At 42.5% G+C, this 18,415-nt stretch carries 12 protein-coding genes; all 12 read right to left on the bottom strand.

The window, feature by feature from the left end:
- Window positions 1–185: 185 nt before the first annotated feature.
- The 12 genes from AU255_RS02370 to AU255_RS02425 all read right to left on the bottom strand — a co-directional run bounded on the left by AU255_RS02370 (window position 186) and on the right by AU255_RS02425 (window position 17,068).
- Complete coding sequence (locus AU255_RS02370; protein ID WP_080521378.1) at window positions 186–1,187, bottom strand: IS110 family RNA-guided transposase; 1,002 nt, start codon at window positions 1,185–1,187, stop codon at window positions 186–188.
- Between the two features lie 442 nt (window positions 1,188–1,629).
- Window positions 1,630–2,220: an electron transport complex protein RnfA gene (locus tag AU255_RS02375; RefSeq protein ID WP_080521390.1), complete on the bottom strand. Its 591-nt coding sequence runs from the start codon at window positions 2,218–2,220 to the stop codon at window positions 1,630–1,632.
- Between the two features lie 180 nt (window positions 2,221–2,400).
- Complete coding sequence (locus tag AU255_RS02380; RefSeq protein ID WP_080521391.1) at window positions 2,401–2,832, bottom strand: GtrA family protein; 432 nt, start codon at window positions 2,830–2,832, stop codon at window positions 2,401–2,403.
- Window positions 2,833–2,880: 48 nt separating this feature from the next.
- Window positions 2,881–4,347: an ArnT family glycosyltransferase gene (locus tag AU255_RS02385; RefSeq protein ID WP_080521392.1), complete on the bottom strand. Its 1,467-nt coding sequence runs from the start codon at window positions 4,345–4,347 to the stop codon at window positions 2,881–2,883.
- On the bottom strand, window positions 4,340–5,287 hold the full coding sequence (locus tag AU255_RS02390; RefSeq protein WP_080521393.1) for a glycosyltransferase family 2 protein: 948 nt from the start codon (window positions 5,285–5,287) through the stop codon (window positions 4,340–4,342). Before AU255_RS02390 ends, AU255_RS02385 begins: the two co-directional genes overlap by 8 nt.
- A gap of 334 nt (window positions 5,288–5,621) precedes the next feature.
- Window positions 5,622–6,305, bottom strand: coding sequence for an electron transport complex subunit RsxE (gene rsxE, locus AU255_RS02395; protein ID WP_080521394.1), 684 nt, complete (start codon window positions 6,303–6,305; stop codon window positions 5,622–5,624).
- A gap of 219 nt (window positions 6,306–6,524) precedes the next feature.
- Window positions 6,525–7,205, bottom strand: a complete 681-nt coding sequence (locus AU255_RS02400; protein ID WP_080521395.1) for an FMN-binding protein — start codon at window positions 7,203–7,205, stop codon at window positions 6,525–6,527.
- On the bottom strand, window positions 7,202–8,260 hold the full coding sequence (locus tag AU255_RS02405) for an RnfABCDGE type electron transport complex subunit D (protein ID WP_080521396.1): 1,059 nt from the start codon (window positions 8,258–8,260) through the stop codon (window positions 7,202–7,204). The genes AU255_RS02400 and AU255_RS02405 overlap by 4 nt, the downstream gene beginning before the upstream one ends.
- On the bottom strand, window positions 8,253–9,599 hold the full coding sequence (gene rsxC / locus AU255_RS02410) for an electron transport complex subunit RsxC (RefSeq protein WP_080521397.1): 1,347 nt from the start codon (window positions 9,597–9,599) through the stop codon (window positions 8,253–8,255). The genes AU255_RS02405 and rsxC (AU255_RS02410) overlap by 8 nt, the downstream gene beginning before the upstream one ends.
- A gap of 35 nt (window positions 9,600–9,634) precedes the next feature.
- The gene (gene rsxC, locus AU255_RS02415) at window positions 9,635–10,981 is read right to left on the bottom strand and encodes an electron transport complex subunit RsxC (protein WP_080523257.1); all 1,347 of its coding nucleotides are present in this window, start codon (window positions 10,979–10,981) and stop codon (window positions 9,635–9,637) included.
- 349 nt (window positions 10,982–11,330) lie between these two features.
- A complete protein-coding gene (locus AU255_RS02420) occupies window positions 11,331–11,663 on the bottom strand; it encodes a hypothetical protein (RefSeq protein WP_143735840.1) in 333 nt (110 codons plus the stop codon).
- 383 nt (window positions 11,664–12,046) lie between these two features.
- Window positions 12,047–17,068: a 2-oxoacid:acceptor oxidoreductase family protein gene (locus tag AU255_RS02425; protein WP_198942522.1), complete on the bottom strand. Its 5,022-nt coding sequence runs from the start codon at window positions 17,066–17,068 to the stop codon at window positions 12,047–12,049.
- Between the last annotated feature and the right edge of the window lie 1,347 nt (window positions 17,069–18,415).

Below are 18,415 nucleotides of genomic sequence, written 5' to 3' on the forward strand. Positions count from 1 at the left end.
TCTCCGTAATTTTTGTGAGACACCTATTTAAGAGGAAAATAGCGCTAGGAGCGAAATAGCTTTAGCTATTTCCGTAACAGCAATAGCTGAAGAGACTGTGAAAGTATTCAATAATATACCTAAAAGGACAGGCTCCGTAGATACTCTATTAAAACGCAAGGGTGAATGCATAAAAATTTATATTTTTATGCATTTATAGTGATAGGTAACGTATAAAAACGAGCCCCATCGAATTTTTTGTTAGTACGTAACATGCCATGGATGGCGTGTAATAATTTACGCATCACAGCACAGACCGCTTGTACTTTCTTTAAGCCATTATCCTCAATCAAGTGATGATAATAGCCTTGAATATTCGGCTCGAATCGGCTGGCAACCAAAGCTGGCATATACAAGGCCTGACGAATATATTTATTACCCACTTTGCTAATGCGTGGCTTTTTAGATACGCTACTACCTGAATCAAATATCCTTGGATCCAACCCTGCATGAGCAACCCACTGCCGCGCAGTCATATCCTTAGGCAAGATCATCAGTTCACTCAGTATTTGTACCGCTGAGGCTTGTGCAATCCCTTTGATGCCGGTGATTAATGTATAAGCTTGCTTCAGATCTTCATTTTGATGAATAAGGTTAAGTGCACTGTCGCGCAAGGTTTTAATTTGTGCGTCTAAAATATCAATCAACTGCTCTGTCTGTTCAATCACCAGCACAGGTGTTTCCACTGTTGATTCCAAAGCATGAAGCTGGTTTTTAGTTTGTGTTTTTTGCTTACTTAAGGCGGCAATACGACGCGCAGTCGCTCTTAAGCTAATACATTCATCGGCTGGACGCTCCCAGGCTTCAAAAGGCATTCTTTCAGCATAAATCGCTAAATTCTCTGCATCAATCGCATCGGTTTTGCTGCGCGTCATTAAGGCTTTAGCAAAGTTGTGTGCGGCTTTGGGGTTAATCACCATCACTTCAATACCGTCTGCTCGACTAAGAGCGACAGCTAAATCAAAATGATAGATGCCTGTTGCCTCGATGCAAACCTTTGTTTCTCCTTTAAGTTTTGTTAAAGACTGAATAATTGATTGATGACCTAAAGGGGTATTATCAAAGGATTTCGCTTTACGTGCCTTACCATTAACCATGACGACAACAACTAATTCCTTGCAACTCACATCAATTCCGACAGTATTCATTTTTTATCCCATATTAAGTATTATAATGATCACTGGTTTCCCAACCCTGACACTTCACCTACCGTCCTTGTGAATGCAGACTCAGAAGCATAGCTTACAGGTCTCAGATACTCCACGGCATGGATGACGAGGGTGGGGAGCCAATCTACGAGCAAGCTCAAAGCTTAAGGTTGGGCCGGCTTCCCCAGAAAATCAGTTATTACTATAATTGTTTTGTGTTAAATAATCTTGTGTTTAAGAGATATGTTTAATATACAAGGTTGGGGTGAGATTGCGAACCCCAACAATCAATGGCTTACCTAGCCTCATTGTTGGGGTTTATGCTTCACCCCAAACCTACGCATAATACTTTCACAGTCTCTAAAGCTATTGTACTCCACTAACTATATCAATATTAGTTGATATAGTTAGTCTATTGGTTATTAGCGGACTGAAGTCCTTTTTATGCTGTCGCTCCACCAAGACCGGCAAAGCCCATAAACGTCAGGGATAAAATGCCTGCCAGCATCATGCTTAATGCGGCGGCCTGGGTAATATTGGGTAAATTAGATAATTCCAGTTTTTCCCGTAGTCCAGCCATTAACACTATAGCAAGAGCAAAACCGGCACCTGCACCTAAGCTGAAAGACACTGATTGTAAAAAGTCATATTCACGCGAAGTTTGAAATAGTGCAACGCCCAAAATGGCACAATTAGTGGTGATTAAAGGCAGGAATATACCCAAAGCTCTAAACAAAACAGGGCTGAATTTCTTAAGCACCATTTCAACTAGCTGAACAGACGAGGCAATCAAGGCAATATAGCTGATAAGACGAAGAAATTCCAGGTCAAACGCTGTTAGCACCAGATTAATACCATAAGAACAGGTGGAGCTGACAAACATGACAAACATGGTCGCCAGTCCCATATTAAAGGCGGTGTCGCGTTTAGCCGAAACTCCGACAAACGGGCATAGGCCTAAAAACATCGCTAGCACGAAGTTGTTAATCAAAAACGCACTGAGAAAGATAAAACTGAGAGATTCCGGGTTCATGATGTTACCTTGTCGAAATAAAGATTATAATTGTACAGGTTTTGGTTGTTCAGGAACGAGGGTTTAATAATACCCGAAAGTATGGCACAGGATTTTGGCTTCACAGGCGTGTTAGGAAAACAGGCGCATAGCAGGCTACGCAACTGGTTTTCTAGCGCGGCTGTGAAGCCAAAAGACAAGTCAGACTCGGGCATTATTGAATTCTCGTTCCTTAATGGGCCTGAACGTGTAATAGCGGTTAACCAGAAAATTACATAAAAAAACGATACCTGTGGCGATCACTTGCACATACCAGTAAGCAATATTTTTGGGTTGCGGGATTAGCTTAGGATAGGCGAGGTTCTTTAATAATGCAAATAATTCAGGGGTCGTCGCTAGCCAGAAAATTACTGCATTTAGCCCAAACATGGTACCGCTAACAATCAGGTAACGCATGAAAAATCGACTATGTGGTCCGCTCACCTTGAATGTCCAGTGAAATTGAATATGGTAATTCACTAAAAATCCACAGGCAGCGCCGATCATGCTTGCATGTAAAGGCGTGGTCAGCTGGTATTCCAGCAGAGCAATTAATGCGCAGAAATGTACCGCTGTGGCCAGGCCACCAGAAATAAAATAACGAAAAAAGTGTTGAAGAAGTTGTTGCGGTGCATACGCCGGTTATTTCTCTTTTAACAGTGCATATTTGCGGTACTCTGCAATAAGTTCAAAGTTTTGTAATAGGCTGGAAGGTAGTCTGGGGATATTATTTGTTTCCACAATTATATAATCTTCAACTGAATTAGTTTGTAATGCAGTTAGTGATAGTTCATCTATTTTTATACGTCCGGCGCGGCCTTGTGTGTGAAAGTCAATCGAAAACAAACGCTCGCCTGCATACGATAGCTGGCTTTTATCTGATTGCCTGGAATTTTTAAAAATTTCGACTAAATATTTCTGGTTTTTCTCAAAGTTTAATTTTTCAGGCGCAGTCCATACCAGTCCCATAAATAATAGACCAGCAACTGGAATGATTAGCCCCGCATACAGCCATTTGCTTTGCATGATCGATCTGATGTCAAAGCGCAGACATAGCATTTCAGTAACCATGATGGCAAAAGCAGGTAGCCCGGGTAATACATAAGTGTAAAGAATATTACCCGAAAAGGTGAAAAAAACCATAGGCGCAATAGCCCAAAATATTAGATAGCTGTGGAGACTTCCCTGACAGGAATTTTTGAGCGTAATGGTTTTATTTTTTCTTAAAGGCCAGCTTAAAACACTGCCTAAAAATATCAAAGACCAGGGGAAACTGGCAAATAGCCATAGCAGCCAGATTTTTCCTCGCGTATGCTTATGTGCAACTCCGTATAAATCACCATGCCAGCCTGGATCGACAAAACGCTTAAAATGCTCGCCGACTAAAAAATAATTGATAAACCCGGGGCTATCAATTTCCGCGATGATATACCAGGGTACCGCTATTAATAGCATCAGTGCAGAACCTTTAAACCAAGGGACCTGCTGCCAGGCGGCCAGCCATTGTTTTTCCAGAATAACCCAGGCAATAAGGGGCAGTAAGACTAATACGCCGACAATAGGACCTTTAACTAATAAGCCAAAACCCAAACCAACAAAGAATAAATAGCTCCATTGTCTGGCTTGTTGTGCATCTGGATTGTTTAAGGCATGCCAAAAGCCAATCATGGATAAACTGATACACAGGCATAAAGCCATATCGGTCATTACGGCACCGCTGGCAATAAAAAACAATGCGGTGCTTAATAATACGATGCTGCTGAAGGCTGCTTTATCCTCACTCTGTATTACTTTAGTGAAGCGGGAGCTCAGCCATAGCACCACGCCAGCTAATAAAAAGACTGGCAAACGCGCAGCAAATTCAGAATAACCAAAAAGCTTGAATGAGATGGCAGTTAGCCAGAAGGTCAGCGGTGGTTTACCCCAAAATGGCAAGTCATAATCAAAGGGTGGCATAATCCAGTTGCCAGTTTCTATGATTAAGCGTGGAATTTCTGCATACCGGGCTTCGGTTGGGTCGTGTAGCGGATATTCAATGATACCGAACAGGCGTGTTAAAATTGCAATAAAAATAATTGCCAGGGATAACTTACTGAAGGTTTTAATCATCTAATTTAACAGTATAGGTTTTTTTTATAAAATACAGTGGCCTTTGTTTGGATTCAATAAACATATGTCCGATATATTCGCCTAAAATGCCAATCGATAGTAACTGTACGCCTGAGAAAAATAATATAACGGTAATCAGTGTCGGGAAGCCTTGTATCGCTTCACCAAATAGCAGAGTCTTAATAATATAAAAAAGCCCTAAACCAAAAGCGCCAAGCGCGGTTATAAATCCAGCATAGGTCGCCAGTCTTAAAGGTTCTTGAGTAAAGGAAGAGATACCTTCGATGGCAAACTTGATGAGTTCCTTGTAGTTCCAGTTGGTTTCACCTGCAAGCCGAGGGTCTCTACTGTATTCTATGGCAGTTTGAGGAAAACCTATCCAGGAAAATAAACCTTTCATAAAGCGTTTACGCTCGCGTACCTGATTTAATGCATCGACAGCCTGGCGACTCATTAAGCGAAAATCGCCGACATTTTCCGGGATTTCATGGTCACTGATTTTATTAATCAGTTTATAAAACAGGTGCGCGGTAAATTTTTTAAAAAAATTCTCGCCTTTGCGTTCAATACGTTTAGCGTAGACCACATCAAAACCTTCGTGCCAGGCTTTGATCATCTCCACAATCAGTTCGGGTGGGTCTTGTAAGTCAGCATCAATGACCACAACAGCGTCTCCTTTCGCTTCATCAAGCCCCGCTGTCATGGCAATTTCTTTACCGAAATTACGACTTAAATCAATAATTTTAATGCGCTCATCCTGCTGCATGAGTTCGATTAAAATTGCTAAGGTCTTATCTTTACTGCCGTCATTAACGTAAAGCATCTCGACTTGCATATCGATTGTTTTAACAGCTTCGGATATGCGCTGCTGACATTCCTTAATCACTTCCTGTTCATTATGAAAAGGAATGATAATGGATAAAAGTTCGGTTGGTTTCATAGTTAATGTTTTGTGACGACGAGACAGCGTGGAACCTGGTAAACGATTTTCATCGTTATTGGGGCTTTGCCATTAAGTTAAGGCAACAGCACATCCTATGTCATTGTCTTAACTGAATGGCAGTAACGCAAAGCATGGGAACGAGATTTGTCAAAGTTAAGTGCGCAGTTACTTTTTAGTCTCTTGGATCTATCAGCATGCAAGGTAAAATCTCTAAATCGCTCTTTCTGTATGTAGATGACGACATTTTCGTATATAGGTTCCAGAAAAAACCTGGTAATGGTGAGCTGCCCTGCCATCAAATAGGTAGTTAAGAAATAACCGGAGCAAGTCTTTAGCTATAATTTTCTGATGGCAACTTACCGTGAGATATTGCTTCATCTCGTAATATTAATTTACTGGTTTTACGTTGTTTCAGATAATTAATCAGTAATAACCAGCAGCCTAAGACGATAAACCCACCCGGTGGTAAAATCATCACTACCCAAGGTTCAAACTGGGTGCTAAACACCTGATAGCCCAATAATTGGCCAGCGCCTAATAATTCTCTTACTCCGCCTAGCATTACTAGTGCCAGAGTAAAACCCAAGCCCATACCTAATGCACTCACTACTGATTTAGTGAATGAGTTTTTTGAGGCATAGGCTTCCGCACGGCCTAGAATTAAACAGTTCACCACGATTAACTGAATAAAAGCACCGAGTCTATTATATAAATCCAGACTCACCGCCTGAATAATATAATCTACCAAGGTCACAAAAGTGGCGATGATAATAATATAAGTGGTGATTCGCACTTGCTTGGGAATAAAGTTGCGTAAAGCAGACACCAGGGCATTAGAGCAAACAAGTACAAAAATACTTGCTATGCCCATGGCCAAAGAGTTCAGTACTGAATTAGTTACCGCCAAAACGGGGCATAGGCCGAGCATCATAACGAATACAGGGTTTTCTTTCCAGATACCCGTTGTAAAGACATCGAGTGTTAAGGGTGTTTCTTTTTTTGTGGCTTGAGTCATAATTCACCTCATTTTTTCTTGTTTCCACATTCAGCGTGGGAATGTATATTTGACGTTCTGCGTCATTTTATCAGCAGTGACACGCTTTAGTTCCGTAGGTTGGAATGAGATTGCGAACCCCAACAATCAATGGCTTACCTAGCCTCAGTGTTGGGGTTCATGCTTCACCCCAACCTACGCATAATACTTTCACAGTCTCTAAAGCTATTGCGCTCCAGCTTATTGCTGTCCTTTTTTTAATAGTTCTAAATTTTCTACAACAATCGGCAGTACCGCCTGCGCACTTTTATTTAACATGCGCCCGATTGCATTAGAAGTAATGGTTGAACCAGAAATGGCATCTATTTGCCAGTCATGTTGTTTAGTGCCATGACGCACTGTTTTAATCGCATTTTCTAATCCGGATTGTGCCATATTAATCTCTGCATCTAAACATTTAAAATTAGCTAAAAAATCTTTGTCAGTAGTGATTTTGGTGCCAAAACCCGGTGTCTCTGTGCTTTTCAAGACATCAAAACCAATTATACAGCCGTTATCAGGATTGTACCCATAGAGTATTTTAACAATATCCTGATAACCTTGTGCAGCTGCATTGATGGCCACACCGACCAGTTTGTTCTGTTTGTCATAACCCGCATAAATAAGTTCACCTACCGTTTTGTCATCAGCTAGAACGAGCTTATCTTGATCAACCACAAAAGTCAGACGGCTTTTTGCCAGGGGTAAAACCTTAAAAATGGCACGTTCTGTAGCCAGACGCTGGTTCTCGGCAATAATGGGCTTGGTAAATTCATAGATCAGAACTACCAATAAACCCGAAATCATTGCAACCGTGGCCAGGGTGCTGATTAACCTGGTGCTCGAAGGCAGCTCAGGAACCTGATTTTCTGGAGTGCTCATGATTTATCCTGCTTATTCTTACGCGCACCATAAATACGCGGTTGGGTATACGTTTCAATAATAGGCGTTGCCGCATTGCCGAATAAGATCGCGTACATCACCGCTTCGGTTAAACCGCCAAATAATCGAATAACAACGGTTAATATTCCCACTAAACAGCCAAACACGAAAATCCCCAATGGAGTCACCGGAGAGGCAACCATATCGCTAGCCATAAACACAGCAGCAAACATTAGACCGCCTGAAAATAACATAAATGCAGGCGAGGGATATTTATCCGGATCGATAAAATAAAAAAGCTCTGCGGATATTGCTGTACCAATTATAACGGCTGCAGGAATGCGCCAATCAAGCATTTGTTTGTACACTAAATACGCTCCGCACACTAAAATTAACAGGACCGATGTTTCGCCGGTTGAGCCTGCTACATTGCCCATAAATAAATCATAAGAATCGGTTATTATCCCTTGAAATTTCATCAGTGCTAAAGGGGTCGCACCGGTAAAGCCATCTATGGCCACTTGTATTGACCAATCCGCAGTAGGCAGAGGTTTCATAAAAGGCAAGGCCAGCGTCGAAGGTATAAACTCGACAAAACGGTCTGTAGCTAAGGCCGGTGTCCAGGTAGTAATAGACACAGGAAAAGCGGCTTGTACAAAGGCGCGCCCCACTAATGCAGGGTTGAAGAGATTAAAGCCTAACCCGCCAAACAAGGTTTTGCCCATGGCAATCGCAGTAAATCCGGCTACGGCACCCATCCATAAGGGAAACCCCGGTGGCAAGGTCATGGCCAGCAACAGTCCACTCACTGCCGCACTGGCATCCAGAATGGTTGATTTTTTACCTGACATTTTGCAGAAAAAATGCTCGGTTGCCATGCAGGACATTGCGGTTACCAGTATCAAAGCCAGCGCACTAATACCAAAATGATAAACAGAATAAATTACCAGAGGTAGCAAGGCATAGACAACATTACGCATGATTTGCGCAACAGTCGGTGCTTTACGGATATAGGGCGAAGTGCGTATATCAATTTTTAAATCAGATTTAGCCATTTTGTAGATGCCTTTCACGGTTTAGTGTTTTTGCAATTCTAAAGTATTGCACTAACGGGATATTAGAAGGGCAAACATAACTGCAGCAACCACATTCAAAACAGTCATTCAGGTGATATTTCTCTTCCATGACATCATATTGTCGTTTGGCCGCTAATAAACCGAGTTCAGATGGGTTTAAATTAATGGGGCATGCCTGCAGACAGCTGGAGCATTTAATGCAAGGTGATATGTCATCACGCCTGGTTGCTCGTTCATCAAGCACTAATACGCCGCCGGTGCCTTTGGTAATTGGCACATCAAGAGAACGTACCGGTATGCCCATCATCGGGCCGCCGAGAATGACTCCGGCTTCTTTACCTTTAAAGCCGGCATGATCCAGAATATAGCGTAAAGGTGTGCCAATCGGTGCCAAATAATTCCCGGGATTTTCCAGACTATCGCCGGTTACAGTGATCGTCCGCTCAATCAGTCCATGACCCTTGGGTAACAAAGCACCTATCTTGGCTAAGGTGGCAACATTAAAAATGGCTAATCCTGCGTCTGAGGAACGGCTTCCCGACGGGATCTCGATACCTAATAGCGAATAGGCAAGCATTTTTTGCGCCCCCTGGGGGTATTTAGTAGCGATGGCTTTGATGCGAATACTGTTATCATCTGGCAAGTGCGGTTCAATAGCATGTAAAACATCCATTTTATTATCTTCTATACCGATAATTGCCTTAGGCGCATCTACACATTTCATACTGATACGAATACCCTGCAATAAATGTTCTATTCTTTCTAACATAAGACGATGGTCAGTGGTTAGAAAGGGTTCACACTCACAGCCATTCACCAGTACGGTATGAATTGAGCAGTCTGCAGGAGTCTGCATTTTTACATGGGTTGGGAAAGCAGCACCTCCCAAGCCAACTATGCCAGTATTCTGTACTGCCTGAATGAGCTCCTCACGGGACATTTGCAGGTAATCGAACTGAATATCAGAGTCTAAAAGCTGTTGCCCGGAGCTGAGTGATGTGGTGATGATAATAGCTGCTTGCTTACCCCCCTGCGCTGTTTTAGCCAGACCAATTTCTTTGATCGTGCCGGTAACGGGCGCATGAATAGGCACAGACATAAAACCATCTGCTATGGCAATGAGTTCTCCGCGTGTGACCAGTTGACCTTTAAATACAATGGCTTTAGCAGGTTTGCCTACATGCTGTGCCAAAGGAACGATAATTTCAGGTGCAAAAGGCAGGCGACGCGTCGGTTTGGCGTTAGTTTCTGCCTTGTGTTCCTCAAGGTGTATGCCGCGAGGAAAGGTTTTTTTGCCAAATAATCTTAATAAGTTCATAAATTCCCTTTTACCGGTAGGTGTTTTTTAATTTGTTAGCTGTTTTGTAGATGTCTCTCTCGGTTTAAGGCTTTTGCTATCCTAAAATACTGAACCAGAGGGATATTCGAAGGGCAGACATAACTACAGCAACCACATTCAAAGCAGTCATTGAGGTGATATTTTTCTTCCATAACATCATATTGGCGTTTAGCGGCTAATAAACCCAATTCTGACGGGTTTAAGTTAATTGGGCATGCTTGTAGGCATTGTGTGCATTTGATGCAGGGCTGTATGTCATCACGTTTGGTGGCGCGCTTATCTAATACCAGCAAAGCTCCCGTGCCTTTAGTAATCGGTACATCCAGAGAACGCGCAGGCATGCCCATCATCGGGCCGCCAAGAATAAGCTCTGCTTCATCGCCAATAAATTCCGCATATTCCAGTAAAAAGCGAACCGGTGTGCCAATCGGTGCCAGGTAGTTGCCTGGTTTTTTTACGCCATCGCCGGTGATGGTAATAATGCGTTCGATTAAGCCTTGTTTTGCAGGCAGAAGCGCTCCCAGCTCAGCCAGGGTGGCCACATTAAAAACAGCTAAACCAACTTCGGACGGCAGGCCACCGGATGGAATTTCTATGCCTAATAAGGAATAAGCCAGCATCTTCTCTGCGCCCTGAGGATATTTTGTTTCTACGGCTTCAATCGTAATGGTACCGTCATCAGGTAAATAGGGTTTTATCGCTGTTAATACATTTAGCTTGTTATCTTCTATGCCAATAATTGCTTTTGGGGCATCGACAGTTCGCATGGCAATGCGAATGCCGAGTAATAAATTATCGATTTTTTCCAGCATAACCCGGTGGTCAGTGGTTAGAAAGGGCTCGCATTCGCAACCATTAACCAGTACTGTGTGAATTTTACGGTCTGGGGGAATGGCCATTTTTACATGGGTAGGAAATGCAGCGCCACCAAGGCCAACAAGACCTGTATTTTGTACAGCCTTAACCAGTTCCTCACGCGACATTTGCAGGTAATCGTTACGCTCACCAGAATCCTGGACCTGCTGACCAGAGTTTAAGGACGTAGTAATGATAATCGCTGGCTGTTTGCCCCCTTTCGCAGTAGGAGCAATATCAATTTCCTTGACTGTACCGCTAACAGGCGCATGGATAGGCACTGACATAAAGCCATCCGCTTCGGCAATGACTTCACCGCGAACAATATGCTGACCTCTAAAAACAATCGCTTTCGCAGGCCTGCCGATACTTTGTGCCAAAGGCACAACTATTTCAGCAGCAAAAGGCAGGCGACGCGTGATTTTAGCATTAGTTTCCTCTTTATAGGCATCAGGATGAATGCCGTGAGGAAAGGTTTTTTTGCCAAAAAGTTTAAGTAGGTTCATAAGTATTTTTTGCTTAATACCGAATGCAATATTACAGAATTTTTTAGTCTGTATAGGCATTTGGGTACACAGCGGATGTTTTTACGTTATTATTTTATACCATAAAGCGGGTTGCTAGATTGTTTAGTTGCAGGCGGAATCATTTTCAATCAATATCATCTTTCCATATTGATTGTTTTAACATATTTTTTCTCCCGGATTATTGCTTAATATTGAAAGATTGCAAAATCATAAGAAACTGAGATTTTAACCCGGCAAAGGCTGGATAAGGTGCTAAAGCTCCAGTTTCAGGCTGTTCAAGTATTATGACTATGACGCGTCTCAAACAACAAGAGCACAGCAACGAGCGTTATGCTTTATTTTCTTCCTGCCTGGAGTTTTCTAAAGCAAGTAAATAATGAATTAGATCAGCATGATTATCAGGAATTTTCCATTCCCGTTCTAACACGAAATTTCTTAACAAGGTATCTATCCAGGGACGGTTAGATTGTGCCTGATGGATAACAATCAGGAATGACTTTTCTTGAGTTATCAGGGTAAAGTCTTCAATCCATAAATTGGTGGCATCCTGCTCTCCAGAAAGCAGCATTTGTGCATAAAGTTTGCGCTCTTCAGAATTAAAACTGAAATCCGTCAGTTTTGCTACTCCTCTAGCTTTTTTATTTGCTGCCCATAGTATCATTGTCTTCGGAGTTTTTTTAATTACGAATTTTACTAAGGTTTTTTTATAACTCATTAAGTTTCAAATGAATGCATTCTTGTCGTATATGTTTATGGCAAATAGTTCAGGTCAAAGCGAAGATGCGCAGAGAATACAGAGTCATGTCTGACAGCAAGACATGCTGCACAATACGCTTCAGGTATTTAAACTATTGGGGGCACACATTTTAGTCTACATGAATTGGCAATATTGAATTCTCGTTCTCATAAGTGCTGGAACGTAGTTTTTGCAAGCCAGTGTGCAACACTACAGGTTTAAAGCCACGTTCTAACTTTCAGACATTCTATACTTCGCGCGGCCACTAGAAAACCGCATCCGTGACCGCGCGAAGTATAACAGCAGACTTACTGAAATTTTTCTGCGCGTTTAATTAATTTATCCAGGTTCTTCTCATTAGGGTTCCATGGTGTGCCCGGGTGAATAATCACGGCAGTACATTTTTCGGCGGCTTTAACAATATCTTCAAAAGTTCCGGCTGTCGGGTCAATGACAACGGCCTTTTTATCTTCATTGTATTTGAAGATTTTTGGATTAATCTCGACACATTCATCACACGTTGTACAGTCTGGCGTTTCTATCCAGACTGGATCATAGCCGCCAGCAGCAGGCGAAGCTTTTGCAGCAGTAGTCGTTGTTGCTTGTGGCGCTGCAGCACTGGCTGTCTGTGTTTTAGCAGGGGCTACTGCTGGTACAGGTACTTGAGGCGCATTCGCTGCCGGTGCAGCTGCTAAAGCCGCCGCTAATACGCTAACATCACCACCATTGCCGCCCGCTATAGACATTAAATTAGACGCAATACTTGATGCCATTTCCGCTTTCGCCTGGGCGGCAATGGCATCGACATCAATCTCCACTTTATCAACACCCGCCAAACCTTTTAAGGTGCGCCAGAAGTTACGGCGTTCAATGGTGGCATGGACAATTTCAGGGTCGATGCCTACGCGTACCAAAGTATTAGAATCAGGATGTACTGCGTAAACATAGGGCGTATGTTCTGCCATCTCATCATGCGATAAATCAATAAACTCATGTAGCGGCACCATGTCATCGTGCCATTGTGACGGTGCGATAAATTTAAAGTGCTTTTGAAAACGGCCTTCGGTCATGGCCCAATCCGCAAAGGTTAGTGGTACGGTCATGGTATCTTCAATGCCGTATTCATCAACATATTTAAGTTCGTAAGTGGTCCAGTCTTTGTCTAAGTCCGGATTGCCTTTGAGTGACATGCTTTTTTCCCAGGTGTCATCTTCACGTGGGTCGTAAGTCATTAGCGGATAAGCGCGTGCTTCAACGGCTAATTTGCTTTGCATATCGGCAGCATCGTCTGCAACGCCGTGTTCAGGCTGGCAAACCGCATAAATATTAAATACCGCAGGGCCGCGATAATTTAAACCGTCAATATAGCCTTCTATTAAATGATTTGGGTGGGCAATCGAGCTTTGCAGCGTGTAAGTAGTTCTGTGCGCCATGGCAATTAAACTCATTTCTTTGCGGCGCTCTGTTTTGCCTTTCCATTCCTTGCCATACGGGGCCATATCCGATACTTGTCCGGTAAAGCCTGAAGTACAGGCCTGACCTCCCGTATTAGAATAAACCTGAGTATCCAGAATCAATATTTTTAACGGCATACCCGACATAATACTGCGCGACAGGTTTTGTAAGCCTATATCGTACATTGCGCCATCGCCGCCTACTGTTACCACGGGTGGACACATTAAGTATTCTTCTTCGCTGAATTGGTGCCAGTCGAAATATTTGAAGAAATGGTCGCTTTCTTGTTTGTCGTATTTTCCGGCAATTTCCAATTCCGCCATGCGAATCGCTTTAAAACCATCCGCCATTTTGACCATATGCCCTTCAAAAATGCCCATCGCTAAAGACGGTGCATCCTGGAATAAATTATTCGCCCATGGAAAAGGGTAGGGGTTAAAAGGGAAAGTTGAGCCCCATACTGAAGAACAGCCGGTGCTGTTAGTGATGCCCATTTCCACACGGCCATTGCCGGTCACGCCTTGCGTATATTGCCATTTTAAATGCTTTAATTTAGCGACAATCTGTGAGGCCCATTTTAACCATTTGGCATCAATAGGGTCGCTGGCTTTACCTTCACTTAAAGAACTGCTTAACTTGGATAACGTTAAATCAACATTTTTATTCGCATCAATTGCAGCTTCGACCGCTTCTATATCACTAATATCCAGTTTTTCTGATAATTTCAAACGGATATGTTTTTCCATGCCTGTTATCAGCTGTTCAATTTTGGCCACTTGTTTTTTAGCACGCGGCTGCATTAGTGCAGTTACAGTGCCGGTAAATAAATGCACGATGGTTTTTTCACCACAGCCTAAACAAGCGCCATCGCCACAATTCATGGAAGCATAGGTGCGTTTATCCAGAAGCATGGTGGTTAGCGCGCCAACTTTTTCATCTAAATCATCAATACGTTTGTATTTAGAGTTCGAGGTTGGCAGATCGTTCCAGTATTCCCAGTCATTGCGTAGCGTTTTTATACTTTCGACGGTTTGTGGAGTTGGCTCTAAGGCTTCATCAGGACAAACCTGTACACATTCCATGCAACCTTTACAGGTCATCGGGTTAATAGTGATCGAGAATAAGCCGCCATTATTAGGGGTACGCTTATTTACCGCATCGTGGTATGGCTTGGTAATGGCAAATTTAAAGCTGCCCATGGCATCTTTAAACCATTCAAACTCCTGTTTGACCTCGGCCTGTTCGGCTTCGGGATATTCTTTAATGGTTTCGCCTATCGATTTATTAAAAATCGGGTCTAAAACGGTACCTTCTGATTTATCGGCAGTTAAGGCATGATATTTTTTTTCTACATTACGAATGGCACGGCGCAAATGCTTGACTGTTTTGCCGGTTTTTTCGATACGTTTGATATTGGTTTCAAACACTTCATTAACGCTGTTGATCAAGCCTGGAATGGCACTATCAGGGCAGACGGTATAACAGTCGCCACACGCAGTACAATTTTCCGGTATCCATACGGGATGCTCAAAGCGAACCTGTGTCATGTCCCGGTAAATGCCGCTAGCAGCAGGAATAATGCTCAGTGCAAGAAATGGGTCGGCCAGATTGTCATTGGCGCGGCCGTTAATATAATTGGTTCCCGTTTGCTCAAAGAAACGATGAATATCCGATAACGGATCGTCATTTGCCGGTTTTTGTAACAACATCAGTGGCGCAGTATTTTCTTTCTTAACTGCCCACGGAGCGACATCACCCACCTTCATTTCCTCAACCGCGAGGTGTTTAGTTTCGCTAAAGCCACGCTTTACAGTACGGAAATTTTCCTCAACTACCTGTTCGCCTTTGCCGCCAAATTTGGCTTTGATGGTGTCATGAATGGCTTGTAAAATATCGTCCTTGCTTTTCCCCGCATTTTTAGCGATTGGAGACGATTCAAAAAATGCACCCTGAAAAGCAATGCCCTGCATACGAAATTGTAAATCAGGGTGATTAGTTTCCTCGCGGGCGATTTTAAAGCCATCCAGGTACGCGACTTTGATGTTTTTATCAACGATATATTGTTGCGAGGCTTTCGGGAAAGTACGCCAGACTTCTTCAGCTGTTGCCAAATCACTTTGAATAATAAACACGCCATTTTTATTCAGGCCTGCCAGTGGATTTGAGTGTGTGAAAACGTTGGGATCCGGTGCTATGACTACATCTACATGCGCATATTCACAGGTAATGCGAATCGGCTCGGGTGCCGCTGATAAATAATAAGTGGTTGGCTGGCCTTTTTTCTCTGAGCCGTATTTGGGATTTGCTTTGATATTATAATCAAGCAAGTCAAACAAAGTCATTGCCAGGTTTTTACCTGTGGTGATTGCTCCCCAGCCGCCAACGGAATGCATACGCACGGTCAGCGAGTCTTTGGGCATTAAATTTGGATTTTCTGAGCCTTTTAGCGCTAAATCACGAATCGCCGGGTAAGCATCGACAACTGATTGCTGTTGAATTTCCTGCTTAGGCGAGTAGGCCTGGCTACGTACAAAGTCTATGCCCAGATAGAAAAATTTCTTACGCTTCCCCTGCGGTAGCATATTTTCTATCGCAGCAATAATGCCTTCGGGTTGTAAGTCACGACTACCCAGGCCAAAGCAGGCTGAATAAAGTGGTGAAGTGTCAGTGACTTTATTATAAGACGCATATTCAGGGAATGGGATTTCTTTGGCATGACCATTTTCAAAAGCCTTGGCCATGGCGTTACGGATTTCTGAAATGAGCGGCAAATCTTCTGATAAGGGCTGATCGGTGCGCTCCATAACAGTAATACCTTTACGACCTTTGGCAATAGCAGAAATCAGATCGCCAGGGAACGGGCGGAAAAAAGTCATATTTACTACGCCCACTTTAATATTACGTTTTTCACGTAAATAATCAGCGGTTGCCTGTGCAGTATGAATGACACTGCCCTGGGCTATAATCAGGTATTCCGCATCATTACAGCGATATTGACCAATACGATTGTAGCGTCTGCCGGTCAGTTCATACCATTCATCCATACACTCATCTGCAAAGTTTTGCACATGGTCAAAAAAGTAAGGCCGTTGACCGGCAACAGATTGCATGTAGGAATCCTGGTTTTGTACCACGCCAGACATCATCGGTTTATCGACATCCCAAACAGCAGGAATTCTACGCCGGCTTTCACCAAATATAATTCGTTGTGCAGGCGTTGGGCAGATAATAATATCGTCTGGTAGGCCTAAGAATTCTTCAATTAACTCACGTTCAGGTAATTGCAGGGCTTCAATTAAATGTGAAGTTAAAAATCCATCCTGAGCGACAGCTGCCGGATTTAAACTAAGTTCGGCAATTTTACGGCTAATTATATTTAGATCGGCCACCTCCTGATTATCTTTGGCAAACACCTGAATAAAACCAGTGTCGTCCATGCAATGATAGTCATCATGACCACAATGCACGTTTAAAGAAGCTTTAGTAATCGCGCGGCAGGCAATATTGAGCACATAGGGCAGACGTTTACCTACGGCAGCATATAAAGACTCATGCATATAGGCGATGCCTTGTGATGAGCTAAAGTTTGTGGCACGCAATCCGGTCATAGACATGCCTGCGGTAATCGCGGCTGCTGCATGTTCGCCTTCTGGTTCGACAAAAATAAGCGGGCGACCGGAGATATTTATATGCCCTTTGCTTTTTTGTTCAGCCCAGCCTTCACCCATATCAGTAGAGGGCGTAATAGGAAAAGCGCCGGCTGCATCACTGGCTTCTCGCTCACACATGACGACCGCTGCATTGCCATCCATTGCCATGCGAATACCCGGATATTTAAATTGTTTGTCTTTATCTTTTTTGCCGAAAATAGCCATTTGTTTTTCCTTCTAAAAATGGGTGTGTAGTCTTAATTGTACAATGGGGGTAATTTTTTTAAAATCTATAGGGTTACAGCGGTGGTAGAACCAGTATTTATTGCTTATTATCTCATATGTTTCCATGTAATAAACTAATCATATTCTGGGTTAGCCACCTGATATGGAGCAAATACTTTACTTATCTTTTTCTAACGCGGGAGCGAGAACAAAATAGTAGAATAGCGCTCAGGTCAGCGTTAATTGCAATGTTCGCTGCTTCATATAGACAAAGCCCTGATGCCTTTTGTTTGATTGGCAGCTTCTTAAGTTTGAGCATACAGAGAATGCAGTTCCATAGATGTATGGGTATTACTAATCACACCTTGATTAATAGCTCATTTAAGTGTGAATTAAGAGCTAAAAATTAGAAGTTAGTTCAGTCTTAGACCTTAAAATTTTGAGAAAGACATCATTTTCCCTCAATAATCAAGGTTAAAAATGGACTGGTAAGAACAACTAATAACAATACATTTATTTATTTGAAAATAAAGCAAATATGCGGATCGACACTTACGAAGTTGACTTCCAAAATTACTCTGCTATACAGCTTTTATTCAGCGACTTAACAAGGTTGCAGATGTTTTTGCTCCTTTATTTAAATCATTCAAGCAAGGGAAAGAGGCAAAAAATAATGGGTAAGCTTGGCTAATTGATTTATTGCCCGTTACATTAACGAAACTAAGTTACCGATTCAAAGTCTGGGTTACTCAAGGTATACAGGAGTAACGAGTGTAAGTAAATATGATGGCACGGTTTTTTGTTTGCGTTCGGACCTCACTTCATATTTATGAATTGTACGACGGTAAAACTTGTCAAAGACCTGATGCCAAAGTTGTTGAGCAGGAGCAACAATTAACTGTATTGGCGCCTGTTAAAAAACAAAAGCGGCAAAAATACTTGGAGCCGCTGGATCAAAGGCTATCGACCGCAGTTTCTCGAGTTCGCTAACCAATTGAGACTTTGTTTGGTTGGATCGAAAATGGGTATTGAATGTGTTGATAAAGTTCTTTATTACTTTGGACTGATGGCTCATGTACTTGGAAAATTATCAGCAGCCATGTTTTTCTGGAATTATCTACGTGCAAGCCCTTAATTCACACACTTAAAACGGGTATTAAAAGCCAATGCGAGGCAATAAGTAAGTAATAAAATATATTTAACATTTCAGGATAGGTAGAATGAAGTGTATTTTTTTAGGTATGTAATAACCCGTAAGGATGGGTGGCGAAATCCATCATTTTAGGTAGGATTGATGGATTTAACAAAAACGACGATCTACGCATCTACACGAGATATTGAAATAAT

It is taken from the genome of Methyloprofundus sedimenti (assembly GCF_002072955.1).
GTDB classification, from domain to species: domain Bacteria; phylum Pseudomonadota; class Gammaproteobacteria; order Methylococcales; family Methylomonadaceae; genus Methyloprofundus; species Methyloprofundus sedimenti.

Bases quoted from the DNA above. Each gene is read 5' to 3' on its own strand.
- AU255_RS02370 (WP_080521378.1), bottom strand. From the start codon at position 1,187: ATGAATACTGTCGGAATTGATGTGAGTTGCAAGGAATTAGTTGTTGTC.
- AU255_RS02375 (WP_080521390.1), bottom strand. From the start codon at position 2,220: ATGAACCCGGAATCTCTCAGTTTTATCTTTCTCAGTGCGTTTTTGATT.
- AU255_RS02385 (WP_080521392.1), bottom strand. From the start codon at position 4,347: ATGATTAAAACCTTCAGTAAGTTATCCCTGGCAATTATTTTTATTGCA.
- AU255_RS02390 (WP_080521393.1), bottom strand. From the start codon at position 5,287: ATGAAACCAACCGAACTTTTATCCATTATCATTCCTTTTCATAATGAA.
- rsxE (WP_080521394.1), bottom strand. From the start codon at position 6,305: ATGACTCAAGCCACAAAAAAAGAAACACCCTTAACACTCGATGTCTTT.
- AU255_RS02400 (WP_080521395.1), bottom strand. From the start codon at position 7,205: ATGAGCACTCCAGAAAATCAGGTTCCTGAGCTGCCTTCGAGCACCAGG.
- AU255_RS02405 (WP_080521396.1), bottom strand. From the start codon at position 8,260: ATGGCTAAATCTGATTTAAAAATTGATATACGCACTTCGCCCTATATC.
- rsxC (WP_080521397.1), bottom strand. From the start codon at position 9,599: ATGAACTTATTAAGATTATTTGGCAAAAAAACCTTTCCTCGCGGCATA.
- rsxC (WP_080523257.1), bottom strand. From the start codon at position 10,981: ATGAACCTACTTAAACTTTTTGGCAAAAAAACCTTTCCTCACGGCATT.
- AU255_RS02420 (WP_143735840.1), bottom strand. From the start codon at position 11,663: ATGATACTATGGGCAGCAAATAAAAAAGCTAGAGGAGTAGCAAAACTG.
- AU255_RS02425 (WP_198942522.1), bottom strand. From the start codon at position 17,068: ATGGCTATTTTCGGCAAAAAAGATAAAGACAAACAATTTAAATATCCG.